General features: G+C 66.7%; 21 protein-coding genes. 5 read left to right on the forward strand and 16 right to left on the reverse strand.

What is annotated here, in order from left to right; genetic code table 11:
- Window positions 1-34 precede the first annotated feature (34 nt).
- From AACH00_RS05655 to trxA, 4 genes are all read right to left on the reverse strand, one after another.
- Complete coding sequence (locus AACH00_RS05655; RefSeq protein WP_341398115.1) at window positions 35-1699, reverse strand: hypothetical protein; 1665 nt, start codon at window positions 1697-1699, stop codon at window positions 35-37.
- Between the two features lie 138 nt (window positions 1700-1837).
- Window positions 1838-2095 (reverse strand): type B 50S ribosomal protein L31, encoded by a 258-nt coding sequence (locus tag AACH00_RS05660; protein WP_341398116.1) that lies wholly within the window; start codon window positions 2093-2095, stop codon window positions 1838-1840.
- A 160-nt stretch (window positions 2096-2255) separates the two neighbouring features.
- The gene (rho, locus tag AACH00_RS05665) at window positions 2256-3521 is read right to left on the reverse strand and encodes a transcription termination factor Rho (protein WP_341398117.1); all 1266 of its coding nucleotides are present in this window, start codon (window positions 3519-3521) and stop codon (window positions 2256-2258) included.
- A gap of 231 nt (window positions 3522-3752) precedes the next feature.
- On the reverse strand, window positions 3753-4082 hold the full coding sequence (trxA, locus tag AACH00_RS05670) for a thioredoxin TrxA (protein ID WP_341398118.1): 330 nt from the start codon (window positions 4080-4082) through the stop codon (window positions 3753-3755).
- Window positions 4083-4316: 234 nt separating this feature from the next.
- On the opposite strand from trxA, the gene AACH00_RS05675 reads away from it, so the two are divergent.
- The 3 genes from AACH00_RS05675 to AACH00_RS05685 are packed head-to-tail and all read left to right on the forward strand — an operon-like array spanning window position 4317 to window position 9824.
- Window positions 4317-6146, forward strand: coding sequence for an HDOD domain-containing protein (locus AACH00_RS05675; protein ID WP_341398119.1), 1830 nt, complete (start codon window positions 4317-4319; stop codon window positions 6144-6146).
- A gap of 8 nt (window positions 6147-6154) precedes the next feature.
- Entirely contained in the window at window positions 6155-8473 is a 2319-nt protein-coding gene (locus AACH00_RS05680) for a protein kinase domain-containing protein (protein ID WP_341398120.1), read from the forward strand.
- A 25-nt stretch (window positions 8474-8498) separates the two neighbouring features.
- Window positions 8499-9824, forward strand: coding sequence for an MFS transporter (locus AACH00_RS05685; protein WP_341398121.1), 1326 nt, complete (start codon window positions 8499-8501; stop codon window positions 9822-9824).
- A 25-nt stretch (window positions 9825-9849) separates the two neighbouring features.
- Here AACH00_RS05685 and AACH00_RS05690 read toward each other — a convergent pair whose 3' ends face one another.
- Window positions 9850-10200: a helix-hairpin-helix domain-containing protein gene (locus tag AACH00_RS05690; protein WP_341398122.1), complete on the reverse strand. Its 351-nt coding sequence runs from the start codon at window positions 10198-10200 to the stop codon at window positions 9850-9852.
- Between the two features lie 21 nt (window positions 10201-10221).
- Complete coding sequence (lexA, locus tag AACH00_RS05695; protein ID WP_341398123.1) at window positions 10222-10899, reverse strand: transcriptional repressor LexA; 678 nt, start codon at window positions 10897-10899, stop codon at window positions 10222-10224.
- Window positions 10900-10953: 54 nt separating this feature from the next.
- On the opposite strand from lexA, the gene AACH00_RS05700 reads away from it, so the two are divergent.
- On the forward strand, window positions 10954-11913 hold the full coding sequence (locus AACH00_RS05700) for an asparaginase (RefSeq protein WP_341398124.1): 960 nt from the start codon (window positions 10954-10956) through the stop codon (window positions 11911-11913).
- Here the strand turns inward: AACH00_RS05700 and AACH00_RS05705 are convergent.
- The 10 genes from AACH00_RS05705 to queF form a co-directional block, all read right to left on the reverse strand.
- Window positions 11894-12328, reverse strand: coding sequence for an organic hydroperoxide resistance protein (locus tag AACH00_RS05705; protein WP_341398125.1), 435 nt, complete (start codon window positions 12326-12328; stop codon window positions 11894-11896). The two genes, AACH00_RS05700 and AACH00_RS05705, sit on opposite strands and share 20 nt — an antisense overlap.
- A gap of 26 nt (window positions 12329-12354) precedes the next feature.
- Window positions 12355-12831, reverse strand: coding sequence for a MarR family winged helix-turn-helix transcriptional regulator (locus AACH00_RS05710; RefSeq protein WP_341398126.1), 477 nt, complete (start codon window positions 12829-12831; stop codon window positions 12355-12357).
- A gap of 80 nt (window positions 12832-12911) precedes the next feature.
- Window positions 12912-14918, reverse strand: a complete 2007-nt coding sequence (locus tag AACH00_RS05715) for an ABC-F family ATP-binding cassette domain-containing protein (protein ID WP_341398127.1) — start codon at window positions 14916-14918, stop codon at window positions 12912-12914.
- 10 nt (window positions 14919-14928) lie between these two features.
- Window positions 14929-15828, reverse strand: coding sequence for a 50S ribosomal protein L3 N(5)-glutamine methyltransferase (prmB, locus tag AACH00_RS05720; protein WP_341398128.1), 900 nt, complete (start codon window positions 15826-15828; stop codon window positions 14929-14931).
- Window positions 15825-16970, reverse strand: a complete 1146-nt coding sequence (gene dapE / locus AACH00_RS05725) for a succinyl-diaminopimelate desuccinylase (RefSeq protein ID WP_341398129.1) — start codon at window positions 16968-16970, stop codon at window positions 15825-15827. Before dapE ends, prmB begins: the two co-directional genes overlap by 4 nt.
- A gap of 39 nt (window positions 16971-17009) precedes the next feature.
- Complete coding sequence (locus AACH00_RS05730) at window positions 17010-18200, reverse strand: PilT/PilU family type 4a pilus ATPase (RefSeq protein ID WP_341398130.1); 1191 nt, start codon at window positions 18198-18200, stop codon at window positions 17010-17012.
- Window positions 18201-18262: 62 nt separating this feature from the next.
- Window positions 18263-19093: a 2,3,4,5-tetrahydropyridine-2,6-dicarboxylate N-succinyltransferase gene (dapD, locus tag AACH00_RS05735; RefSeq protein ID WP_341398131.1), complete on the reverse strand. Its 831-nt coding sequence runs from the start codon at window positions 19091-19093 to the stop codon at window positions 18263-18265.
- A 44-nt stretch (window positions 19094-19137) separates the two neighbouring features.
- Complete coding sequence (dapC, locus tag AACH00_RS05740) at window positions 19138-20343, reverse strand: succinyldiaminopimelate transaminase (protein WP_341398132.1); 1206 nt, start codon at window positions 20341-20343, stop codon at window positions 19138-19140.
- A 127-nt stretch (window positions 20344-20470) separates the two neighbouring features.
- A complete protein-coding gene (locus AACH00_RS05745) occupies window positions 20471-20899 on the reverse strand; it encodes an SET domain-containing protein (RefSeq protein ID WP_341398133.1) in 429 nt (142 codons plus the stop codon).
- An 8-nt stretch (window positions 20900-20907) separates the two neighbouring features.
- On the reverse strand, window positions 20908-21336 hold the full coding sequence (gene queF, locus AACH00_RS05750; protein ID WP_341398462.1) for a preQ(1) synthase: 429 nt from the start codon (window positions 21334-21336) through the stop codon (window positions 20908-20910).
- Between the two features lie 323 nt (window positions 21337-21659).
- Between queF and smc the strand changes: the two genes are divergently transcribed.
- On the forward strand, window positions 21660-25175 hold the full coding sequence (gene smc, locus AACH00_RS05755) for a chromosome segregation protein SMC (protein WP_341398134.1): 3516 nt from the start codon (window positions 21660-21662) through the stop codon (window positions 25173-25175).
- Window positions 25176-25226: the final 51 nt, after the last annotated feature.

Raw genomic sequence — 25226 nt, forward strand, 5'->3', positions numbered from 1 at the left:
CCTGACGGCTGAGAGCCGCAAGCGCCTCCTGCCTTCAGAGCGCTTGCTGGTAGACCGACGTGGTCTCTGCGCGGTCGGTCGGGCGGCGCAGGCGACCCAGCAAGGTCCAGCCTTCCGGCGTCGCTGGTGGGCTCAGGCTCTTTCCTTGCAGCAACAGCCAAGGGCAGCCATCCAGCTTGGTCTGTGCGTCCGCGCGCAGGCGCACGTCGTAGTCACCAAACACCTCCAAGGCAGCCACTTGCGGCCGCGACTGGCCGGGTGCGCGCACGCAACTGCCGGCCGGCACCAAACGCGTGAGCTGGGCCACCAAAGGCCGCGGGCTGCGTGCGTAATCCAGCACCGGCAGCAGCAAGGTCATCGTCAACAGCCATGACAACGCCACGCCGCTGGCGGGCAGCACCATCGACTTCCACAAAGGGTGGCGGTGGCGCGAGGTGCGCCAGCGCACCAGCCACATCCAGGCCACGGTTGCAGCAGCGGCCAAGATTAGCGCGAGCAGCGAAAACGACGGTTGAAACCCCGGCGCCAGGCGCTGGATGTTGGCCAGCGGCTTGGCAGGCACCTGCCAGTGCATCGAGGCGTAGATGATCCAGATGGCCAGGCTGGACACGCTGAAGAAAAATACCGAGAACCAGTCGACTGCGGCGCTGGCGCTGCGTTGCAGCGTGGGCAGGGCGAAGGCTGCCAGCACCGCGAGTGCTGGCGTGGCCAGCATCAGGGCGCGGTCAGAGCCGCCCATGATGATCGAGGCGAGCAGGGCGATCGCCGCCATCGTGGCGGGCACGGCGATATGGCGCCGGCCCCAATGGCGACGCCAGCGCCACAGCGTCCACATGGCCAGGGGCCAGGTGGGCCAGGTGAACCACAGCAGCAGTCGGAGCTGGCCAAACACATCGTCTGCGTGGGCTTGCAGATCGACACGCCAGTGCCAGGCTTGGGTCAGCGTGCTGAGCAGGGCGGCCAGGCCGGTGGCGGCCATCAACCACGGCAGCATCTGCCGCACGCCGGCAAAGCTCGACCTGGCGGTGATCACCATGGCGCACACGCCGAGCGCAAGCGCCAGGCTGGGCGCGCCACTCGCTGCCAGGCCGATGATCGCCGCCAGCATGGCGATGCGCGCGGCCCAGGCGCGGTGCGGAGCTGCAGCCAGCCCCCACATCAACAGGCTCACTTCGCTGAGCTGCACCAGCTCCGGCGTTGTTTCGTGGCCCAGTTGCAGCAGGCCCAGTGTTGCGATGGTGGCCAGCAGGGCGCCATCCGCCAGTGCGCGGGCGTAGTCAACGGGGTCCGCTTCGCCGCCAAAGGCAAAGGCGACGGGCTGCGCAGCTTCAGTGCGAGCCAGGTGAAAGGTGGCATACCAGACCAGGGCCAGCGTCAGGATCAGCAGGGCGCCGAAAGGCAGGCGGGCTGCCAGTGCAGGGTCGATGAAGGAGCCGAACAACTGGATGGCCAAAGCGCCGAGCCAGTGCGGCAGCAGCGCGCTGTCGACCCCCACCCCACCGAGAGCCGGGGCCAACCACGGCGTGCGGCCTTCGGCGATCGCCTGCATGGTGGCGAAGGCGGTGAGGTCGGCATTGCGCCAGGGGTCGCGGCCGAAGAGACCGGGCAACACATAGGCAGCGCAGAACAGCAGCAGGGCCAGGCGAGGCAGTCGCCCGGCGGCGCGTTGGGTGACGAGGGCGGGGGTAGGCTGGTTCACGTCAGGATGATGCCAAAGACAGGCGTGACTTCCTTGCCGCGCAGAGGTGAGCGGGCAATAAAAAAGGCAGCCGGATGGCTGCCTTCTGCGGAGTACGGGAGGACCGGCGAACGCCCGTGAGGGCAGCCGGCACCGCCATTACTTCTTGATGCCGACGCGCGCAAACTTGTTGCGGAACTTTTCGACGCGGCCACCCAGGGTGTCCACGCTCTTTTGTTGGCCGGTGTAGAACGGGTGCGACTCGCTGGAGGTTTCCAGCTTGAACAGCGGCAGCTCGCGGCCTTCCAGCGTGATGGTTTCACGGGTCGGGGCGCACGAACGCGTCACGAACTGGAAACCGTTGGACTGGTCCACGAACACAACGTCGCGGTAGTTCGGGTGGATGCCTTCTTTCATGGCTTTCTTTGGCGCTGAGCGCCTTCCTTCATCGCTGAATGAGCCAGTAGCCACGCCGGCCCCATGCACAGCGCACTTTCCGACAGCGGAAAAACGTGGATTATAGCGCAGCGAACTGCGCCGGTGCCCATGAATTGTTCATGGGCGGTGCCTGCCTTGCTCAACCACCCCGACGCATCATGTCGAAGAAGTCGTGGTTGTTCTTGGAGGACTTCATCTTGTCGAGGATGAACTCCATCGCCTCGATCTCGTCCATCGGGTAGAGCAGCTTGCGAAGGATCCAGGCCTTCTGCAGGATTTCCGGCTTCAGCAGCAACTCTTCACGGCGCGTGCCGGAGCGGTTGATCTGGATGGACGGATACACGCGCTTCTCGGCCATGCGGCGATCCAGGTGGATTTCGCAATTGCCGGTGCCCTTGAATTCCTCGTAGATGACTTCGTCCATCTTCGAGCCGGTGTCGATCAGGGCCGTGCCGATGATGGTCAGCGAGCCGCCTTCCTCGACATTGCGTGCAGCACCGAAGAAGCGCTTCGGGCGCTGCAGGGCGTTGGCGTCAACGCCACCCGTCAGCACCTTGCCGGACGACGGCAGCACGTTGTTGTAGGCGCGGGCCAGACGGGTGATCGAGTCCAGCAGGATGACCACGTCCTTCTTCAGCTCGACCAGACGCTTGGCACGTTCGATGACCATTTCGGCCACCTGCACGTGACGGGCCGCCGGCTCGTCGAAGGTGGAGGAAATGACTTCGCCGCGAACCGTTCGGACCATCTCGGTCACTTCTTCCGGGCGCTCGTCGACCAGCAGCACGATGAGGTGCACGTCCGGGTGATTGGCCACCAGCGCATGCGCCAGCTTCTGCATCATCACGGTCTTGCCGGTCTTCGGCTGTGCCACCAGCAGGGCGCGCTGGCCCTTGCCGATCGGTGCGATCAGGTCAATGATCCGGCCGGTGATGTTGTCTTCGCTGCGCAGACCATCACGCTCGAGCTTGAACGCTTCCTTCGGGAAGAGCGGCGTCAAGTTCTCGAACATGATCTTGTGCTTGCTCTCCTCGGGCGACAGGCCGTTCACGCGGTCAACCTTGACCAGCGCGAAGTAGCGTTCACCGTCCTTGGGCACCCGTACTTCACCTTCGATCATGTCGCCGGTGTGCAGGTTGAAGCGGCGGATCTGGCTCGGCGACAGGTAGATGTCGTCGGTCGACGCCATGTAGCTGCTGTCGATCGAGCGCAGGAAACCGAAGCCGTCTGGCAGCACTTCAAGCACGCCGTCGCCGAACACTTGTTCGCCGGCCTTGGCGCGCTTTTTCATGATCGCGAACATCAGCTCCTGCTTGCGCAGGCGAGCGACGTTGTCGATTTCCAGCTCTTCGCCCATGCGAATGAGCTCGGAGACATGAAGCGCTTTCAGTTCTGAAAGATGCATCTGATCACCCTCGGGTGTCGGGTACGGCGAAGGCCGGACCTGGCGTCACAGACCGTCTGCAGGCTGGAGTGCCGAGACAGTGTGGAACAACAAACTTGTTGGTGGGAGCTGGGGGCCGTGAACTTCACGCGCCGGGGATCCGGGAGGATCCGGGCGTGAGGGGCCTGTCGCCTTGGGTGTAGCAGCGGTTGAGGCGTGTCGCCACGCACTCAACCGGTACAACGAGGCAGATTATAGATGAGCGTCGATGAATTGGGTCAGCTGGGCCTTGTTGAGGGCGCCAACCTTGGTGGCGGCCAGCTGGCCACCCTTGAACAGCATCAGCGTCGGGATGCCACGGATGCCGAACTTGGCCGGCACGTCGCGGTTCTCGTCGACGTTCATCTTGGCGATCTGCAGGCGCTCGCCGTATTCCTTGGCTGTGTCGTCCAGGATCGGGGCGATCATCTTGCAAGGGCCGCACCACTCCGCCCAGTAATCGACCAGCACGGGCTTGTCGGATTGCAGGACGTCCGCTTCGAACGACGCGTCGGAAATGTGCTTGATCAGTTCGCTGCTCATGAAAATTCCTAAGGGGGGTGACCGTATCGGTCCAGCGCAGCCGCCTCCAGAAGGCCCCGCCAGCACGTTGCTGGAGACGCCGGAGTCGGTGTGAACTCAATTTTGACACAAAGCCGTTCGCTGCGTGGCTGGCCGGAATTGCATCTGGATTGGCATGTTCTTCCCGAAATCGAGACCCGGTCGGCTGCGCTTCAATCGCTTGTCCGCATCTGTTGTCCACTTCGCGCGCTCCCCATGGTCAGTCTCACCACCCCGATGCCACTGGATGGCAATGCACCGGCTGCAAAGCCGGCAGGGGCCGTGCGCATGTTCGGCCGCTATCAATTGATGCGTTTGCTGGGCAAGAGCGATCACACGATGGCCTGGCTGGTGATGAACACCCAGGACCAGCAGGAATACATGCTGACGATGCCGCGCAAGGCGCCGCAGGCCGAAGCCCTGCAGGCCTGGCAGTTGTCGGTCAAGCGTGCGGGTCGACTCAACCACCCGTGTCTGGCCCGGGTGGCTGACATCGGCGAGCATGAGCGCTGGCCCTATGTGGCCTACGACCGCGGCACTTTCGTGACCTGGGCAGAAAGGTTTTCCCGTCAGGGTGTACCGGGCGCTGATGTGGCGTTATGGGCGGCCCAGGCGGCCCAAGGCCTGGCCTTCGTGCATGAAGCCGGCCTGGCGCACCACGACCTGCAGCCCTGGATGCTGCTGGTGGATGAAGATCAGAAGGTGGCCGTCATGGGGCTGGAGGTCGCCGGGCGCCGCCTGCTGGCCAGCCGCGACGGTGCCATGGATGAATTGCGGGCGGTGCGCGACGCCGCCGAGATCGACGTGCTGGCCCTGGGCCTGGTGATGCACCACGGCCTGGTGGGGCAGCCTGCGCTGGATGAGGCTGATGTGAGCAAGGTGGTGGCGCGCATGCCGCCACAAGGGCAAGACATCGTTCGACTGCCCTGGACCGTGCCACGCCCGATCCCTGAACCCTTGCGGGCCATCGTCAACCGGGCCAGTGACCACCAGCAGCGGCAGCGTTACCGCAACGCCCGCACCCTGCAGCGCGCGCTGGAAGGCTGGCTCAAGACCTGTGAAGCGCAAAGTGGCGGCCCGCTCGCCCTGTTGCTGGACCGCCTGCGCTCGGTGGGCGTGCTGCCCGCCCAGCTCGGTGGTGCCGATCGGGCGGCCCGTCTGGCGCTGATGGAACGCTGCCGCACGTCCGAGCTGGCTGAAGTGGTGCTGGGTGACCTGGCCTTGACCTTTGAGTTGTTGCGCATGGTCAACACGGCGCAGGTGCACGGCGACCAGGTGGCCAGCACCGACGGGCCTGTGCTGATGCTGCGTCGGGCGATCGCCATGCTGGGTGTGGACGGTGTGCGGCGCGCGGCGCTGTCACTGCGCCCCTGGCCCGGCCCGATGAATGAGGCCGCTGCGGTCGAAATGGAAACCCTGATCCGCCGAGTTCAGCGTGCCGCGCGCATCGCCGTGCGTCTGGCCCCGGCGGGATACGACGGCGAGGTGATCTCCCTGGTCACCATGCTGCAGAACCTGGGGCGGCTGGTGGTGCAGTACCACTTCCCGGAAGAATCGGCACAGATCCGGCGACTGATGATGCCTGCTGAAAGCCTGCAGGCCGGCACGGCTGACGACCCCGGCATGAGCGCCGAAGCGGCTTCTTTTGCAGTGCTGGGTGTGGACGTCGAAGTGTTGGGTCTGGCGGTGGCGCAGCACTGGGGTCTGGACGACAGCGTGCAGCACCTGATCCGCCGCATTCCGCCTGATTCGCCCGTGCGCCAGCCCGAAGGCGACAACGACATCCTCCGCGCAACGGCGAGTTGCGCCAACGACCTCGTCGATGCCTTGACCCAACCCGCCCGCCGGGTGCCGGCGGCCTTGAAGAACGTGGCGCAGCGTTATGCGCGCCCCTTGGCCATCAGCCCGCGGGAAATGCAGGAAGCGCTGCAGATCGAATTGCAGTCGGCCTCCAGCCAGACGGTGCAGCAGGCTGCGGGCGTGATGCCGCCCGGGCATGCCGCTGGCGCCACGGGGCGGACTGGAAACTCGGCGCGCGCATCGTGACGGGCGCCGTGCCTGCTGCCTTGCGGCCCGGTGGACAACTCGGGCGCTTCGAGCTGCGACGCCAGATCGGCCAGGGTGCCCAGGCCTCGGTCTGGTTGGCCTGGGACGACATGCTGCAGCGCGAGGTGGCCATCAAGGTCATGCTGCCGGAAGAACAGCTCGACCATGCCCTGCAAGAGGCGCGGGCCATGGGCGCCTTGCGCCATCCCCACATCGTGCCCGTGCACGAAGCGCATGTGGAGCCCGGCCTGGCCTGGCTCGTGATGACCGCCATCGACGGCTGCACGCTGGCCGAACGCCTGCGCGGTGGTGCGTTGCCGGCCCAGCAGGCGGTGCGCCTGTGCAGCGAGGTGCTCTCGGCGCTGGGCTGCGCCCATGCTGCGGGCATCGTGCACCGCGACATCAAACCATCGAACATCCTGCTCGACAGCCAGGGCCATGCCCATGTGGCTGACTTCGGCGTGGCTGCGCGTTCGCAGGCGGGCCATGAAGGCGTGCTGGTGGGCAGCGCGGGCTATATCTCCCCGGAAGCGGCGGCCGGCGCCGCGCCTGAGCCCGCCATGGACCTGTTCGCCGTGGGCCTGCTGCTGGGCGAAATGCTGTGCGGCCAGCCGATGCGCATGGCGGTGTTGCCTGAGCTGGCGATGGCGCGCGCCCGTGAAGTGCCCGTGACCTGGCCCGCCAACTGCGGGCAGGACGTGGACGACCGCCTGCGGCACGTGGTGCTGCGCGCCGTTGCGCACGACCCGGCCCAGCGCTTCGCCAGCGTCAGCGCCTTCGAGGCCGCATTGCAGGCGTGGTGGCAGCCCTTGTCGCAGGCTCAGCTGGAGCTGCCCGGTGATGGCAGCCAGGGGCCGGGGGCCGATACGCTGGCCTTCCTGCTGCGCCGCATGCGCCAGACCGGCGACTTCCCGGCCCTGTCTGATTCAGTCGTGCGCATCCAGCGCATCACGGCGTCCGAGAGCGACAGCGTGCATGTGCTGGCCGCGGAAATCCTGAAGGACGTGGCGCTCACGAACAAGCTGCTGCGCTTGGTGAACACCGCCGGCTTCCTGCACTCGGGCGCGGGTGAGGTGTCGACCGTGTCGCGCGCCGCCGCCTTGATCGGCTTCTCGGGCATCCGCAATCTGGCGATGTCGGTGATGCTGCTGGAGCACATGCGCGACCAGTCGCGGGCCCGGCGCATGAAAGAGCTGTTCCTGCAGGCCCTGCTGACGGCCATGCTCACCGACCAGCTCACACCGCCGTCGGCTGAGCGCGAAACCGCCTTCCTGGCCGGCATGCTGAGCCACCTCGGTCGCCTGCTGGTTGCCTACCTCTTCCCGGATGAAGCACAGGCCATTCGCGAGCGCTCTGACGGCACCGATCTGCGCAGCGAAACACGGGCTGCCGTGCAGGTGCTGGGCCTGAGCCTGGATCAGCTCGGCCAGGGTGTGGCGCGCTCCTGGGGGCTGCCTGACAGCCTGCGACTGGCCATGCACCGACCCGAAGGTGACTGGCCGCGACGCCTGGTGCCGGAAGCCGACGAGCGCCTGCGCTGGCGCGTGAGAGCCGCCGGTGAAATGGTGCAACTGCTGCTCAACCACGAGCCCGTTCACTCCGAGACCGCCCTGCGCCAGTACGTGGCGTCGGTGGCGCCTGCACTCGGCCTGGGCATTGATGCGGTGATCGAGGCCGTGCAACTCACCCGCGTGCAGTTGTCAGGCCTGGCGAGCGATCTGCAGATCGAGCCGTCGCCCCATTCACAGGCGCGCCGGCTGCTGGGCGAAGACCCGGCGGGTGACACCACGATGGTGATGCCACCGCCGCCCGCCCGCATGGCGGATCTGCTGTCGGCCGGGCTGGCCGAAGTGACACAGGCCCTGCTGGCTGACAGCCCCAAGCTCAACGACGTGCTGCGGGCCTTGCTGGAGTCGCTGCTCAGGGCGCTGAAGGCGCAGCGTGTGTTGCTGGCCCTGCGCGATGCCCGCACCGGGCAGCTCGGAGGTCGGCTAGCGATGGGCGAGGGCGCCGAGGCGCTGAGCCGGCGTTGCACGGTGGACGTGACCGCCAAGGTGCCGGCTGACGTGTTTGCCGCCGCCTGCATCAAGGGCCTGGACACGCTCATCACGGACGCCCGCGCGCCTGACTTGCGACCCCGGTTGCCGGCCTGGTACCGCGATCAGGTGCCGGTGTCGTTTGCGCTGTTGCCCTTGATGCTCAAGGCCGCGCCGGTGGGCTTTCTGCTCATCGAATGCGACCACACCCTGCAGCTCGAACATGCCGAGTTGAGCCTGCTGCGTGCACTGCGGAACCAGGCCTTGCTGGCCCTGAAGACAGCGCATTGACGGGCGTCTGAGATACGCTGGCGGCATGAGTGATGAATCTGCCACCTTGCAACCCGCCGGCCCTGTCCCCTCCCTCCGATTGCTTGACCAGCACGACTACCTGCGTCTGCTGCTGGCCCGCGTGGGGGGCACCTCGGCCAACCAGATGCTGATGGTGGCCCTGGGCTGGCAGATGTACGACCTGACCGGCAGCGCCTGGGAGCTGGGCCTGGTGGGGCTGGTGCAGTTCCTGCCCGCCTTGTTGCTGACGCTGCCAGCCGGGCACCTGGTTGACCAACACGACCGCCGGCATCTGTTGTCACTGAGCTTCTGTCTGCAGGCCGTGGTGGCAGGCTTGCTGATGACGGCCAGCGCTGGCCACTGGATCGGCCCGCAGTGGATTCTCTGGCTCTCGGCCTTGCTCGGTGTGGCGCGTGCCATCCAGATGCCGTCGCTGCAGGCGCTCACGCCTTCTCTCGTTCCGGCTGCCTTGCTGCCGCGGGCCGTGGCGGCCAGCAGCTCGACGATGCAGGCCGCCATCGTGGCCGGCCCTGCACTGGGCGGCGTGTTGTATGCCACCGGCCCCTGGCTGCTGACGCGTCTGGGTGGCTTGTCGCAGGGCACTGACGCCGCCCACTGGGGCGCCGCGCTGGTCTACGCCGTGTCGCTGGTTCTGCTGGGGTTCGCCACCGTGGCCGTGCTGGCCATTCGCCATCGCGCCCGGCCCGCGGGCACCGGCGCACCAGGCTGGGACAGCCTGACGGCGGGGGTGCGCTTCATCGCTGGCAATCCGGTGGTCCTGGGCGCCATTTCACTGGACTTGTTTGCGGTGCTGCTGGGCGGGGCCACGGCGCTGTTGCCCATCTTCGCCCGCGACATTCTTCATACCGGCCCTGAAGGCCTGGGCTTGCTGCGATCAGCGCCTGCGCTGGGGGCCGTGGCGGTGGGCGTGGCCCTGGCGCGCCGGCCGATCGAGCGGCATGCAGGCCGATGGCTGCTTGCTGCTGTGGCGGTGTTTGGCCTGGCCACGCTGGGCTTTGGGCTGGCGCGCAGCTTTGGCCTTGCATTCCTGATGCTGGCGGTGTCGGGTGCGGCCGACATGTTCAGCGTGGTGATTCGCCAGTCACTGGTTCAGCTCGAAACACCCGACGACATGCGCGGCCGTGTGGGCGCCGTCAATTCGGTGTTCATTGGCGCCAGCAACCAGCTGGGTGAGTTTGAGTCAGGGGCGACTGCCGCATGGCTCGGGCCGGTCGGCTCGGTGCTGCTGGGCGGTGCGGGCACGCTGGTGGTGGTGGCGGCCTGGGTGAAGTTGTTCCCGGCGCTGGCCACGCGAGATCGGCTGCAGCCGGCCGCCCACAAGGTCGCTTGACCTCGGGCGTCAGGCGGCCTCGGGGTCAGGCGGGCGGCAGCCCCAGGCACTGCCCGTGTTGCCGTTTGCGCTCGGCGGTGTAGGCCCACCACGGCTTGGGCTCGGCGCCCTGCATGAAGTCGATCACCGCCATCAGGGTGTCGAGCACGCACGGGTCTTGTCGCTTGCCGGTGGCTTGCTCCAGCGCGCGGTACAGCTGCCAGGCGTCCTGGCCGATCAGGTGCTGGGGCGTGTGCACACCCAGCTGCCGAAGATCACCGGCCATCGCCGGCCCCACATTGGGCAGTTGCTCCAGCGCTTCACAGGCGCTGGCGCTGGCGGCCTTGGGGCTCTTGATGGCGACGCGCCTGCGTGCTGCCTGGTCAAGCGTCGTCATGGCCGGGCCGTGCTTGAAACTTCAGAACAGCAGGTTCTGACGCACCAGGCCCACGGCGATACCTTCGATCGAAAAATCTTCGATGTCAGGGCTGACGACGATGGGCTGGAAGTCCGGGTTTTCCGGCAGCAGCTCGATGCCGTCGCGACCACGCTGGAAGCGCTTGACGGTCACTTCGTCGTTCAGGCGCGCCACCACGATCTGGCCGTTGCGGGCTTCCGAGGCCTTCTGCACCGCGAGCAGGTCGCCGTCCATGATGCCGACGTCGCGCATGCTCAGGCCCTTGACCCGGAGCAGGTAGTCCGGCTTGCGCTGGAACAGTGAGGCCTCCAGCACGTAGGTCTGCTCCACGTTTTCCTGGGCGAGGATCGGGTTGCCGGCAGCCACGCGGCCGATCAGCGGCAGACTGAGCTGGGCCAGGCTGGCCAACGGCAGGCTGAACTGCTTGCCTCGGGCCTCATTGACCGCGCGTAAAGTACTGGACTGCAGGCGAATGCCCCGGGAGGTTCCGCCCACCAGCTCGATCACGCCCTTGCGGGCCAAAGCCTGAAGATGCTCTTCCGCGGCGTTGGGTGACTTGAACCCCAGCTCGGTGGCGATTTCAGCCCGTGTGGGCGGGGAGCCGGTTCGCTCGATCGTGGTTTGAACCAGATCGAGGATCTGCTGTTGGCGTGCCGTGAGCTTGGGGCTGTCCATCATGGGTGGGCCTGAGGTTGTATCCAGTATCTGTATTTTTATCCAGACTTTCACAAAATGCAAAAGAATTCAGGTCGCATCGTCATCCTCGGCACCGGCGGCACCATCGCCGGCAAGGCGGCGCAGGCAGGCGACAACGTGGGCTACACGGCCGGGCAGCTCACCGTGGCCGATCTGCTTACCAGCGTGCCGGCCTTGAAAGATTGGCCGCTGCAGCTGGAGCAGGTCGCCCAGCTCGACAGCAAGGACATGAGCCACGCTGTCTGGCAACAACTCGCCCAGCGGGTGCAGGCGCATCTGGATGACCCGGAGGTGGCGGGCGTCGTCATCACCCACGGCACCGACACGCTGGAGGAAACGGCCTGGCTGCTGCACCGGGTGTTGATGCCCACCAAGCCGGTCGTGCTGACCGCGGCCATGCGCCCGGCGACCTCACTGCAGCCGGATGGCCCGCAGAACCTGCTCGACGCCGTCACCCTGGCTGCTCAACCGGGCGTGCAGGGTGTGCTGGCGATGCTGGCGGGCGCCGTGTATGACGCTGCCGGTGTGCGCAAGTGGCACCCTTACCGCATCGACGCGTTCAGTGGCGGTGATGACGGCCCGGTGGCGCGCCTGGTGGAAGGGCAGTTGCTGCCGCTTCGTCCGTGGCCGACCGGCATGGCGCTCGGGGTGGACGTGCTTCAAGGTGATGTCGCCCACTGGCCCAAGGTGGCCGTGGTGACCAGCCATGCGGGTCTGGATGCTGAGCTGCTGCAGGCGCAGCTGGCTGCCTGGCAAGCGCTGGGGCTGGCGGGGGTGGTGTTCGAGGGCACCGGCAATGGCACCTTGCATGTGGCCATTGAAAACGCAGCGGCCGCCCTGAAGGCGGCCGGATGCGAGGTCTTGCGCACCAGTCGCTGCCAGGGTGGCAGCGTGGTGGGCGCACCCGCCGGGGCCTTGCCGTCGGCGGGTGAACTCGGCCCGGGCAAGGCGCGGGTCGAGTTGCTGCTGCGCGCGCTTAAACGACGGTCAGCGTGACGTCGATGTTGCCGCGGGTGGCGTTCGAGTACGGGCACACCTCGTGGGCCGTGGCCACCAGGGCTTCCAGCGCGGCGCGGTCCATGCCCGGCACCGAGATCTGCATGGCCACCGAGATACCGAAGGCGCCAGCCTTGCCGGTCATCGGGCCGATGGCCACGTCGCTGGTGATCGACACTTCAGCTGGCAGTGCGATCTTCTGGCGAGCCGACACGGCCTTCATCGCGCCGATGAAGCAGGCCGAGTAGCCGGCAGCGAAGAGCTGTTCCGGGTTGGTGCCGGCGCCGCCAGCGCCGCCCAGTTCACGCGGCGTGCTCAGATCAACCGACAGGTTGCCGTCGCTGGACTTGGCGGTGCCTGCGCGGCCACCGGTGGCGGTGGCGGTGGCGGTGTAGATTGCTTGATCGATGGCCATGGAAAGCTCCTTTGAGGGCAGGGTGATCAGGCCGAAGTGGCCTGGCGAATATGCCCACGCAGCGTTTTCAGACGTTGCGTGAGGACAGAAATTTCATCGAGATCGCACTGCGTGGCGCAGGCGATCGACTTCGGAATGTTGACCGCATCGGCCTGCAATGCGGTGCCTGCGGTCGTCAGCCAGATGCCGACGCGGCGCTCGTCGCCGGCCTGGCGCTCGCGGCGCACCAGCCCTTGCTGCTCAAGCCGCTTGAGCAGGGGCGTGAGGGTGCCGCTGTCCAGCCAGAGGCGCTCGCCGAGGTCAGACACGCCCAGGCCGTCGGTTTCCCACAGGGCCAGCATCACGAGGTACTGGGAATACGTCAGGCCCAGCGGTGCCAGCAGGGGCTTGTACAGCTTGGTCATCGCCAGCGAGGTGGAGTACAGCGCAAAGCACAACTGGTGGTCCAGCGCCAGCCACGAGGCTGTGGGCAGGGTTGCGGTGGTGGCTGAGCGGCGAGGCATGAGCTGAATTATTGCGCGCAATTCAATTGCACACAATTTATATGGTCTTTGAAAGGGCCACCGGGTGGCCCTTTGTGGCGTCAGCCGTTGGCTTCGATCTGTTCGATCTCGGTCGTCAGCTCCAGCCAGCGTTCCTCGTTCATGCTCACTTCAGCAGCGATGTGGTTCAGCCGGCGGCCGGTTTCTGCCATCTGCGGTCCGCTCAGCCCACCTTGCACGATGCTGGCCTCCAGCTCGGCCTTTTCTGCATTCAGCTTGGCCACGCGCTGGTCGATCTGCGCCACCTCGTTGCGCATCGGACGGGTGCGGGCCGAGAGTTGCTGGCGCGCCTGTGACGAAGCCTTGCGGTCTTCGCGCTTGACGATGGGTGCGGCGGGCGCAGCCACAGCCGGCGCCGTGTTTGCAGTTGGCGCCGCTGCCTCGGGCGCAGGGGCCGGAGCCGTCGCCTTGGCACCCTTGCCCGACATCGCGCGCTGGGCCTCGCGGCTGCGCTCCAGCAGCCAGCGCTGGTAGTCGTCGAGGTCGCCGTCAAAGGGCTTCACCACGCCGTCGGCCACCATCCAGAACTCATCGCACACCTCACGCAGCAGGGCGCGGTCATGGCTGACGAGCATCACGGTGCCTTCAAACTCGTTCAGCGCCATCGACAGCGCCTCGCGGGTCTGCAGATCCAGGTGGTTGGTAGGTTCGTCCAGCAGCAGCAGGTTGGGGCGTTGCCACACCAGCGTGCCCAGCACCAGGCGGGCCTTTTCGCCGCCCGACAGCGTGCCGATGGTCTGGTGGACCATGTCACCCACGAAACGGAACTGGCCGAGGAAATCGCGCAGTTCCTGCTCGCGCGCATTGATGCCCAGCGTCTTGGCCATGCGCACCATGTGCTGCAGCGGCGTGTCGTCGGCGTGCAGCACGTCCATTTCCTGCTGCGCGAAGTAGCCGATGGCCAGGCCCTTGCCTTCCACCATCTGACCCGCCAGCGCCGGGTGGGCATGGGCGATCGTCTTGACGACCGTGGACTTGCCCTGGCCGTTGGCACCCAGCACGCCGATGCGCTGGCCAGCCAGTACGGTGCGGTTGATGTCGTGCACGATGGCCTTGTCGCTGCCGTCGGCGTTGCCGCCCACATAGCCGCAGACCACGTCGGTCATCGCCAGCATCGGGTCGGGCAGGTTCAGCGGCTCGCGGAACTCGAAGCTGAAGTCGGCCGCGGTGAGCACCGGGGCCAGCTTCTCCATGCGCTCCAGCGCCTTGACGCGGCTCTGCGCCTGCTTGGCCTTGCTGGCCTTGGCCTTGAAGCGGTCAATGAATTTCTGCAGGTGCGCCACGCGTTCCTGCTGCTTGTTGAACGCTGCCGTCTGCTGCGACATGCGCTCCGCGCGCATCTCTTCGAAGGTCGTGTAGTTGCCGCCGTAGCGCGTCAGCTTCGCTTCTTCTAGGTGGAGCGTGACAGTGGTGATGGCGTCCAGGAATTCGCGGTCGTGGCTGATCATCAGCAAGGTGCCCGCGTAACGCTTGAGCCAGCCTTCCAGCCACACCAGCGCGTCCAGGTCCAAGTGGTTGGTCGGCTCGTCGAGCAGCATCAAATCAGACGGGCACATCAGCGCGCGGGCCAGCTGCAGGCGCATGCGCCAGCCGCCCGAGAAGCTGTTCACCGGCGCGTCGAGCTGGTCGGTCCGGAAGCCCAGGCCCATCAGCAGGGTCTGCGCACGGGCGCGGGCGTCAAAAGCGCCAGCTTCTTCCAGCTGCATGTAGGCGTGGGCCATGGCCTCGCCGTCATCGGCGGCTTCGGCAGCGCGCAGGGCAGCTTCGGCTTCCATCAAAGGCAGGTCGCCCTGCAGCACGAATTCGGTGGCCGGGTCGTCGGTTTCGGGCATGTGCTGGGCCACTTCGCCCATGCGCCAGCGCGCCGGGATTTCGAAGTCGCCGGCATCGGCGCCCAGGCGGCCAGCCAGCAAGGCGAAGAGGCTGGATTTGCCCGCACCGTTGCGGCCCACCAGACCAATCTTTTCACCGGGATTCAGGGTGACGGACGCGTTGTCCAGCACCACTTTGACGCCGCGGCGCAGCGTCACATTGCGAAGAGTAATCATCAGAAATCCGTCAGAAGGAGCTGCTGGCCAACCAGGCGTTCAGGGCGTCGCGGGCGATCAGAAGCACCTGATCGTCACCCGCGCTGGTGGGCAGCCACACCACGTCGAGGCCAGGGAAGGCGGCCTCGAAAAATTCACGTTCATGGCCGATCTCCAGGACCAGCACCGCATGCTCGCGCATGAAGGCCGGTGCTTGCCTGAGCATCGGGCGAATGAAATCCATGCCGTCACTGCCGCCGGCGAAGTTGCCACTGAGTGCCAGTTCAGGCTCGGCCTTGAACTCCGGTGGCAGCTCGGCCATCGAGGTGGCGTTCACATAGGGCGGGTTGCAGAGGATCAGGTCGAACTGCCGGCCGGCCACGGCCGACAGACCATCGCCCTGGCACAGCTGCACACGCCCTTGCAGCGCGTGGCGCGTCACGTTCAGTTGTGCCACGGCCAGTGCATCGGCGCTCAAGTCAGCACCGGTCACGGCCACATCTGGCCAGGCCATCGCGCTCAGCACGGCCAGGCTGCCGTTGCCGGTGCACAGGTCCAGCACCTCGGTGGTGTGCGGGCCCAGCCAGGTGTCGATGGTACCTTCCGCCAGGCATTCGGCAATCAGCGAGCGCGGCACGATCACGCGCTCATCGACCGTGAAGGGCACGCCCTGCAGCCAGGCTTCGCCCGTCAGGTAAGCGGCGGGCCGGCGGCTGCTGATGCGCTCTGACACCAGCGCTTCGGCGCACTGCAGATCGGCAGCGGGCACATCCAGCTCGGCCACGTCGTCGATGGCGTCCAGCGGATGGCCGAGCGCCCACAGCACCAGCCACGCGGCTTCGTCAAAAGCGTTGAGCGTGCCGTGCCCAAACGAAACGCCCGCCTCGGTCAGGCGGGCGCTGCTGCGCTCGATGAGTTCAATGACCGTCATGCGAGGAGTTGTTCCAGGGTGCGTCGGTAGATGTTCTTCAACGGTTCGATGGCACTGACGGCCACGTGTTCGTCGATCTTGTGGATGGTGGCGTTGACCGGGCCGAACTCGACCACCTGCGCACAGGCCTTGGCGATGAAGCGTCCGTCCGACGTGCCGCCCGTGGTCGACAGCTGGGTCGTCAGGCCGGTCTCGGCCTGGATGGCGGCTTGCACCGCATTCACCAGCGTGCCCACCGGGGTCAGGAAGGGCTCGCCGCCCAGCGTCCAGTCGATGCGCCACTGCAGTTGATGGCGGTCCAGCACGCGGGCCACGCGGGTCTTCAGCTCGGCCGGCTTCGACGCCGTGGAGAAGCGGAAGTTGAAGTCCACCACCAGCTCGCCCGGGATGACGTTGGTTGCGCCCGTGCCGGCGTGGATGTTCGACATCTGCCAGGTGGTGGGCGGGAAGTACTCGTTGCCCTCGTCCCAGGTTTCAGCGGCCAGCTCCGCCATGGCCGGTGCGGCCAGGTGGATGGGGTTGCGTGCCAGCTGCGGATAGGCCACATGACCCTGCACACCGGTGATGGTGAGCTTGCCCGAGAGCGAGCCGCGCCGACCGTTCTTGATCATGTCGCCGAGGTGGTCGACCGAGGTGGGTTCGCCGACGATGCAGCAATCCAGCGCTTCGCCGCGGGCCTGCAAGGCCTGCACCACCTTCACGGTGCCGTCCACCGACGGGCCTTCCTCGTCGCTGGTCAGCAGGAACGCGACGCGGCCGGCGTGGTCAGGATGGGCCTGCACGAATTCTTCAGCCGCCACCACCATGGCCGCCACCGAGGTCTTCATGTCTGCCGCACCGCGACCGAACAGCTTGCCGTCGCGGTAGCTGGGCACGAAGGGGTCGCTGGCCCACTGTGCCAATGGGCCGGTAGGCACCACATCGGTGTGGCCGGCAAACACCATCGTCGGGCCCGGGCGGCTGCCGGTGTGCACGGCCCACAGGTTGCTGACCCGGAAGGTGTCCGGCCCGAAAGGCATGTGCTCAATGGCGAAGCCGTGGGCCGCGAGGCGGTCGGCGATCAGGGCCTGGCAGCCGCGGTCGTCGGGGGTGACCGACGGGCGGGCGATCAGGTCTTCGAGCAGGCGAATCGTTTCAGACATGCGGGCAATTCAACGGACAGGGGCGGTATGCCGGCAAGGTCAGCGCGTGCGGGCGCTGATGATGGACGCGGGGCGGGGCGTTTCGGGCATCACGTCGAGCGTGATTTCGGTGAACGACGGGCTGTCGGGCTCCGGCTTCGGCGGCGTCACGCGCGACATCGGCGCGGTGTCGTTCTGCAGGCGCCACAGCAGGTTGGTTGGCGAGTCGGCATGGGTTAGGCCCTCTTCGCGGGTAACCAGGCCTTCGTTGATCATCCGGGCGATTTCCTGCTCGAAGGTCTGCGAGCCTTCGGCCAGGGAGCGCTCCATGGCTTCACGCACGCTGGAGAAATCACCGCTCTCGATCATCTCGGACACCAGCTTGGTGTTCATCAGCACTTCCACCGCCGGGATGCGGCCGCCCGCGTTGGCACGCAGCAGGCGCTGCGACACCACGGCCTTGAGTGCAGCAGACAAGTCGGCCAGCAGGGCTGGGCGGGCTTCCGGCGTGTAGAAGGACAGGATCCGGCCGAGCGCGTGGTAGCTGTTGTTGGCGTGCAGGGTGGCCAGCACCAGGTGGCCCGACAGCGCATACGAGATCGTCTGCGTCATGGTTTCACGATCGCGGATTTCGCCGATCATGATGCAGTCAGGCGCCTGGCGAAGCGCGTTGCGCAGGCCCACATGCAGGCTCGCGGTGTCGCGGCCCACCTCGCGCTGGTTGACGATCGAGCGCTTGTTGGTGAACAGGAATTCGATCGGGTCTTCGATGGTCAGGATGTGGCCGGACACATGCTGGTTGCGCCACTCCAGCATCGACGCCATCGTGGTGCTCTTGCCGGTGCCGGTGGCGCCCACCATCAAGATCAGGCCGCGCTTTTCCAGCACCATCGTCGCCAGGCCTGCAGGAAGCTGGAGCGAGTCGATGCTCGGTATGCGCACCGGGATGCAGCGGATGACCGCGGCCACCGTGTTGCGCTGCTTGAACGCCGACAAGCGGAAGCTGCCAACCTTGGGCACGCCCAGGCCGATGTTCAACTCGCCCTTCTGGTCCAGCTCTTCCAGCTGCAGGGGCGTGAGCACCTCGCTCAGCATGGCCCGCGGCTCGGCCGGCGACAGCACGTGGTCGGTCACCGGCACGAGCTGGCCGTTGATCTTCAGCTGTGCCTGTGCATTGGCCGAGAGGTACAGGTCGGACGCGGCCTTGTCGGCCATCAGCCGAAGCAGGCGTTCCATGTTGATCGTGGTCATGCGTTCACTCCCGGGCAGCAAGGGGGCCGGCGCCAGGGGTGGCGGCGCCGGCATTCAGCACATCAGTCGCGCAGCAGCTCGTTGATGCTGGTCTTCGAGCGCGTCTGTGCATCGACGCGCTTCACGATGATGGCGGCGTACATGCTGTAGGCCTGGCCATTGGCCGCGGTCTTGGGCAGGTTGCCGCTGACGACCACCGAGCCGCTCGGCACGCGGCCGTAGGTGATCTCGCCGGTTTCGCGGTTGAAGATCGGGGTGCTCTGGCCGAGGTACACGCCCATGCCCAGCACCGAGTTCTCTTCAACGATCACGCCTTCGACCACTTCCGAGCGGGCGCCGATGAAGCAGTTGTCTTCGATGATGGTCGGGTTGGCCTGCAGCGGCTCCAGCACGCCGCCGATGCCCACGCCACCGCTCAGGTGCACATGCTTGCCGATCTGGGCGCAAGAGCCGACGGTGGCCCAGGTGTCGACCATCGTGCCTTCGTCGACATAGGCGCCGATGTTCACGTAGGAGGGCATCAGCACCACGCCCTTGGCGATGTAGCTGCCGCGGCGGGCCACGGCGGGCGGCACCACGCGCACACCTGCGGCGGCCACGTCGGCTTCGTTCATGTGCGAGAACTTGGTGTCGACCTTGTCGAAGAAGGTCAGGTCGCCCGAGCGCATCACCTTGTTGTCGTTCAGGCGGAAGCTCAGCAGCACGGCCTTCTTGATCCACTGGTGCACGGTCCACTGGCCCACGGCTTCGCGGGTGGCGACGCGCAGACGGCCGGCGTTCAGGTCGGCGATCACGCTGTTGACCGCGTCGCGCACTTCACCGTGGGTGCTGGCGTTGATGGTGGTGCGCTGCTCCCAGGCGGCGTCGATGAGGGTTTGCAGTTGTTGGGTCATGGTGATCTCTGGCGGGTCAAATCAGGTGGAAAAGGGGTGTGCGCTCAACGGGCGCCGGGCTGGTAGCCGCGCGTGAAGTCGACGATGCGCTGGGCCGCTTCGCGGCATTCGGCCTGTTGGGCCACCAGCGCCATGCGGATGCGCCCGGCACCGGGGTTGATGCCATGGGCGGAGCGGGCCAGCAAGCTGCCCGGCAACACGGCCACATTGTATTGAGCGAGCAGTTTCAGGGCGAAGTCGACGTCATCGCCGCCGGGCACGCCGGCCCAGAGGTAGAAGCCGGCGTCCGGCAGCTGCACATCCAGCACCTCGGCCAGCAGCGGCGTGACGGCCGCGAACTTGGCGCGGTACTCGGCGCGGTTGGCCACCACATGGGCCTCGTCGTTCCAGGCGGCGATGCTGGCCAGCTGGATCGTCTTGCTCATGGCGCTGCCGTGGTAGGTGCGGTAGAGCAGAAAGGCCTTCATCACGGCGGCGTCGCCAGCCACGAAGCCCGAGCGCATACCCGGCACATTGCTGCGCTTGGACAGGCTGGAGAGCATCACGAGGTTCTTGAAGTCGCTGCGGCCCAGGGCCTTGGCGGCCTGCAGCGCGCCCAGCGGCGCTTCTTCGCGGAAATAGATTTCCGAGTAGCACTCGTCGCTGGCGATCACGAAGCCGTGGCGGTCAGACAGCTCGAACAGCGTCTGCCATTCCGACAGCGGCATCACGGCGCCCGTGGGGTTGCCCGGCGAGCAGGCGAACACCAGGCGCGTGCGGGCCCAGGTGGCCTCGTCGATCTGCCCCCAGTCGCAGGCGAAGTTGCGGGCCGGGTCGCTGTTGGCGAAAACCGGCGTGGCGCCGCCCAGCAGGGCCGCACCTTCGTAGATCTGATAGAACGGATTCGGGCAGACCACCACGGCCTGGGTGTCTGCCGGGTCGAGCACGGCCTGCGCCAGCGAGAACAAGGCCTCGCGGGAGCCGTTCACCGGCAGGATCTGCGTCTTCGCGTCAAGCGCCACGTCGTAGCGGCGCTGCAGCCAGGCTGCGATGGATTCGCGCAGCGCGGGCTCACCGGCGGTGGCCGGGTAGTTCGAGAGGCCCGACAAGCCGTTGCACAGGGCTTCTTCCACCAGGGCCGGCGCCGGATGGCGCGGCTCGCCAATGCCCAGGCTGATCGGCGTCAGGGCCGGGTTCGGCACCACGTCGCGGGTCAACTCACGCAGGCGTTCAAACGGATAGGGGTGCAGCTTGCCGAGCAGGGGATTCATGCGCTGGATTATCGGGTGAGTGGCCTCAGGGGCGCTGGGGGCTGTGCGGTGTGTTGCGACTGCTCACAAGCGCGGCTTCAAGGGGCTGAGCGGCGCGTCAGACGCGCCCGCGCCGGGTGGTGTGGCTTCACAGTTTGCCGACGCAGCCGGGTGCGCCGCATTGGCAGGTGAGTCGGCCTTCATGGTGGGTTTCACCGTAGTTCACGGTGATTTCTTCTTCAGGTTCGATGGCGCGCAGGGAGTAGAACTCGATGCGGCCTTCCTGGATCCGCAGCTCGCCGTTGGGCTTGCAGCTGTGGTTGGTGAAGCGCATCGGGTCGGTGGATTTCGCCAGATCGATGGCCTTCCTGGACGAGATCTCCACGATCATGATGCGCTCCAGCGTGGCCGCCCGACGCCGGGCTTCCGCGATGGTGATGCTCTCGCCGCGCACCTCGCCGATCTTCTGCCAGCGGGGCACGGGCTCCAGGGCGAAGACGCCAAAGCCGTCGATCGGGCTGCGTCGCACAGCCACATCGAACTTCTGGTAACTCGGCCGGACGTACAGCGCCCCCATGTCGCTGGTCAGCGCAGGCCGCTGGCGAACGGCAGTTGCGGCGCAGGCACCACGCTGTCGCCCTTCCAGCCCTTCTTGCGGTGCTCGGCGATCACGTTGGTGTAGATGCCGCCGCGCACGTACCAGCGTGCGGTGATGCGGGCATAACGCGGGCGGGTGACTTCGACGATCTTGCTCAGGATGTCGTTGGTCACCTTCTCGTGGAAGGCGCCTTCGTCACGGAAGCTCCACATGTACATCTTCAGGCTCTTCAGCTCGACGCAGAACTCGTCGGCAACCATGTCGATGGTGAAGTGCGCGAAGTCCGGTTGGCCGGTCAGCGGGCAATGGCAGGTGAACTCCGGGATCTGGAACTGGATCACGTAATCACGGTCGGGCGACGGGTTGGGGAACGCGTGCAGTTCCTTGCTCGGTGCGCTCGGCGGGTTCACCGGCATGTCCCGCTGCTTGGGCGCCAGCTTGGCGGGCGCCTTCTTGGCAGTGGCGGTGGTCGTCTTGGTGACAGTCTTGGGGGCGGCAGGAGTGCGGGCCATGGCTGAAATTGGATTTCGCGCAACCCGGACGGGTTGCTGCGGGGTCGATGGGGCGAACAGGCTGCTGCACCAGCCCGACGACGAAGCGGCCGATGATATCATCGCGCACGATCGGGCCCCTGTCTGGGGGTCTAAATAACCAAATAAATCAACGACTTAGGACGGCTCCAGGGCCCGTTCGCGGGGCTTTGCCCGGCGCCCGGTTCCCGCGTGACCGGCCTTGTTCCATGCGGCTCAACCAGATCAAGCTTTCCGGCTTCAAGTCCTTCGCTGAGCCCACCACCTTCCAGCTGCCCGGGCAGCGCGTGGGCGTGGTGGGGCCGAATGGCTGCGGCAAGTCCAACATCATGGACGCCGTGCGCTGGGTGCTGGGCGAGTCCAAGGCCAGTGAGCTGCGTGGCGAATCCATGCAGGACGTCATCTTCAATGGCTCCGGCAACCGCAAGCCGGCCAGTCGCGCCAGTGTCGAACTGGTGTTCAGCAATGAAGACGGCCGCGCAGGTGGCTCGTGGAACCAGTACGCCGAGATCGCCGTGAAGCGCGTGCTGACGCGTGACGGCACGAGCAGCTACTTCATCAACAACCAGCCGGTGCGTCGCCGTGACGTGCAGGACGTGTTTCTCGGCACCGGCCTCGGGCCGCGCGCCTACGCCATCATTGGCCAGGGCACGATCAGCCGCATCATTGAATCGAAGCCGGAAGAGCTGCGCCTGTTTTTGGAAGAAGCGGCGGGTGTGTCGAAGTACAAGGAGCGGCGCCGGGAAACCGAGCTGCGCCTGCGCGACACCCGCGAGAACCTCACCCGGGTGGAAGACATCCTGCGTGAGCTGAACGCCAACCTCGAGAAGCTGGAGCGGCAGGCCGAGGTGGCCAGCCAGTACCGGAACCTGCAGGCCAGCGGCACCTTGAAGCTGCACCAGCTGTGGTTCCTCAAGCACCGCGACGCCACCACCGAGGAAGAGCGGGTTCGCCTGGCCACCCTCGAAGCCACCAATGCGCTGGAAGGCCGGCTGGCCGAGCTGCGCCATGTGGAGGCCGAGCTTGAAACCGTGCGCCAGGCGCACTACGAGGCGTCTGACGCGCTGCACCTGCGCCAGGGCGACCTGGCCCAGGCCTCGCTGGAGGTGAGCCGCCTGGAAGAGCGCATCCGCTACGTGGTGGAAGGCCGGCAGCGCGCCGAAGCGCGCCTCGCCGAGCTGAAGACGCAGAGCGAGCAATGGGCTGAGCGGCAGTTTGGCGCCGAGGCCGAACTCGAGACCATCGCCGAGCAGATGGCAGCGGCCGAAGAGCAGGCGGAAATCCTTGCGGCGCAGGCGGAAGAAGAAGCCGGCGCCGGGCCGCAGCATGAAGACGCCGTGCGCGCCGCACAGGCCACGGCCAATGCGCAGCGCGCGCTGGTGGCGCAGGTGCAGCAGCAGATCCAGGTGCTGGCGGCCGAGAGCCGCAACATCGAGGAGCAGACCCGCGCCCTGCGCACCCGGCGTGAACGCCTGGCGGCCGAGCGGCAGAACCTGAGCGCGCCGGACACGGAACGCCTCGAATCGCTGCGCGAAGAAAGTGCGATGGCGGACGAGGCGAATGCCGAAGCCGAAGCGCGCCTGCAAGACCTGGGCGAAGAGGTGCCGCAGCTGGATGAGCAGCGCCGCACCCAGCAAGACACCGTCAACCGCGAATCTGCCCGGCAGGCCGACCTGACCGCGCGCCTGGACGCCCTGCGCGCGCTGCAGGAAAAGGTGCAGACCGAAGGCAAGCTCAAGCCGTGGCTGGCCAAGCACGGCCTCGATGGCCTGCAGGGCCTGTGGACCAAGATCCACATCGAAGCGGGCTGGGAAGTGGCGCTGGAATCAGCGCTGCGTGAGCGCATGAACGCGCTGGCCGTGGGCCGCCTGGACATCGTGCGGGCCTTTGCAGCGGATGCACCACCCGCCAAGCTGGCGTTTTATTCGCCACCCGGCGCGGCCACGCCCAGCACGCACCACACGCTGGCGCGGCTGTCTGATTTGCTGCGCATCACCGACGGCGGGCTGAATGCCTTGCTGGGGGATTGGCTCGAGGGCGTCTACACGGCAGCCAATCTCGAAGCAGCCCTGGCGCAACGCGCGCAGCTGGCGCACGGCGAGGTCATCATGACCCCCGAAGGTCATGCAGTCTCCCAGTTCGCTGTCAGCTTCTACGCGCCTGATTCCGAGCAGGCAGGCATGCTGGCCCGCGCACAAGATATCGAGCGTCTCGGTCGCGAATCGAAGGCCCAGGCGCTGCTGACCGACGAGGCCCGCACGGCGCTGGTGCGTCTGGAAGCGGCCTACACCGAAGCCTCCCAGCGCCTGGCCGTGGCCCGGCGCGAGGCCGGCGATGCCCAAACCCGCGCCCACCAGCTGCAGGTGCAGCTGCTGCAGCTGAGCCAGCAGGCGCAAGCCGCCGCCAGCCGCCGCGGGCAGCTTGAAGATGAACTGGCTGAAATCGATGGCCAGATGGAAGAGCTGGCCGAGCGCCGCATGACGGGTGAAGCCCGTTTTGAAGAACTCGACCTTCAGCTGGCCGACACCCAGGAGCGCCACGCCGACCTGGAAGAGGCCGTTATCCAGGCCGAGCGCAAGCTGGCAGGTGCCCGCGAGCAGCTGCGCGCGCTGGAGCGCCAGGCCCAGGAATCGCAATTCCAGGCGCGTGCGCTGGCCGCCCGTCGTGGTGAGTTGCAGCGCGCGATTGAAACCGCCTCGCAGCAGGTGCGCGCCAATGCGCAGGTGGGCGAACAACTGCAGCTGGAACTCGGCACCTTCAACGACCAGGCCGCGCAGGCGGGCCTGCAGGATGCGCTGGCGCTGAAGGTGGAGAAGGAACAGGCCCTGGCCGCCACCCGCAGCCACTACGACGGCCTGAGCGCGCAATTGCGGGCAGCGGATGAGCAACGGCTGGGCTTCGAGCGCAGCCTCGAGCCCCTGCGTGAGCGCATCACCAAGCTGCAACTCGAACAGCAAGCCGCCACGCTGGGCGGTGCGCAATACCTTGAGCAGCTCACAGCGGCTGAAGTCGACCTCGAAGCGCTGGGCAAGAGCATCGAAGAAGGCAGCGTCAAGCTCTGGGGTCTGCAGGGTGAGATCGACCGCATCAACCGCGAGATCGCTGCGCTGGGCGCGGTGAACCTGGCCGCGCTGGACGAGCTGACCTCGGCCCGTGAGCGCAAGGTGTTCCTCGATGCCCAGAATGCCGACCTGACCGACGCCATCAACACGCTGGAAGGCGCGATCCACAAGATCGACCTGGAAACCCGCGACCTGCTGATGACCACGTTCAACCAGGTCAACGAAGGCTTCGGTCGCATGTTCCCGACGCTGTTCGGCGGCGGGCAGGCCCGCTTGACCATGGTGGGCGACGAGGTGCTGGATGCCGGCGTGCAGGTGATGGCGCAGCCGCCGGGCAAGAAGAACTCGACCATCCACCTGCTCTCGGGCGGCGAAAAGGCGCTGACCGCCATCGCGCTGGTGTTCGCGATCTTCCTGCTGAACCCGGCGCCGTTCTGCCTGCTGGACGAGGTGGACGCGCCGCTGGACGACGCCAACACCGAGCGTTACGCGAACCTCGTGGCCGAGATGTCCAAGGGCACACAGTTCCTGTTCATCTCGCACAACAAGATCGCCATGGAAATGGCCCAGCAGCTGATCGGCGTGACCATGCAGGAACAGGGTGTCTCGCGCATCGTGGCCGTCGACATGGAAGCCGCGGTCAGCATGGTGGAGGGCGGTTGAGCGCGCCACCTGGCGCGGCAACGGCTCCAACAGGAATTCAAGGAATGGGAC

The organism is Ideonella margarita, assembly GCF_038066635.1.
Taxonomy (GTDB): Bacteria; Pseudomonadota; Gammaproteobacteria; order Burkholderiales; family Burkholderiaceae_C; genus Ideonella; species Ideonella margarita.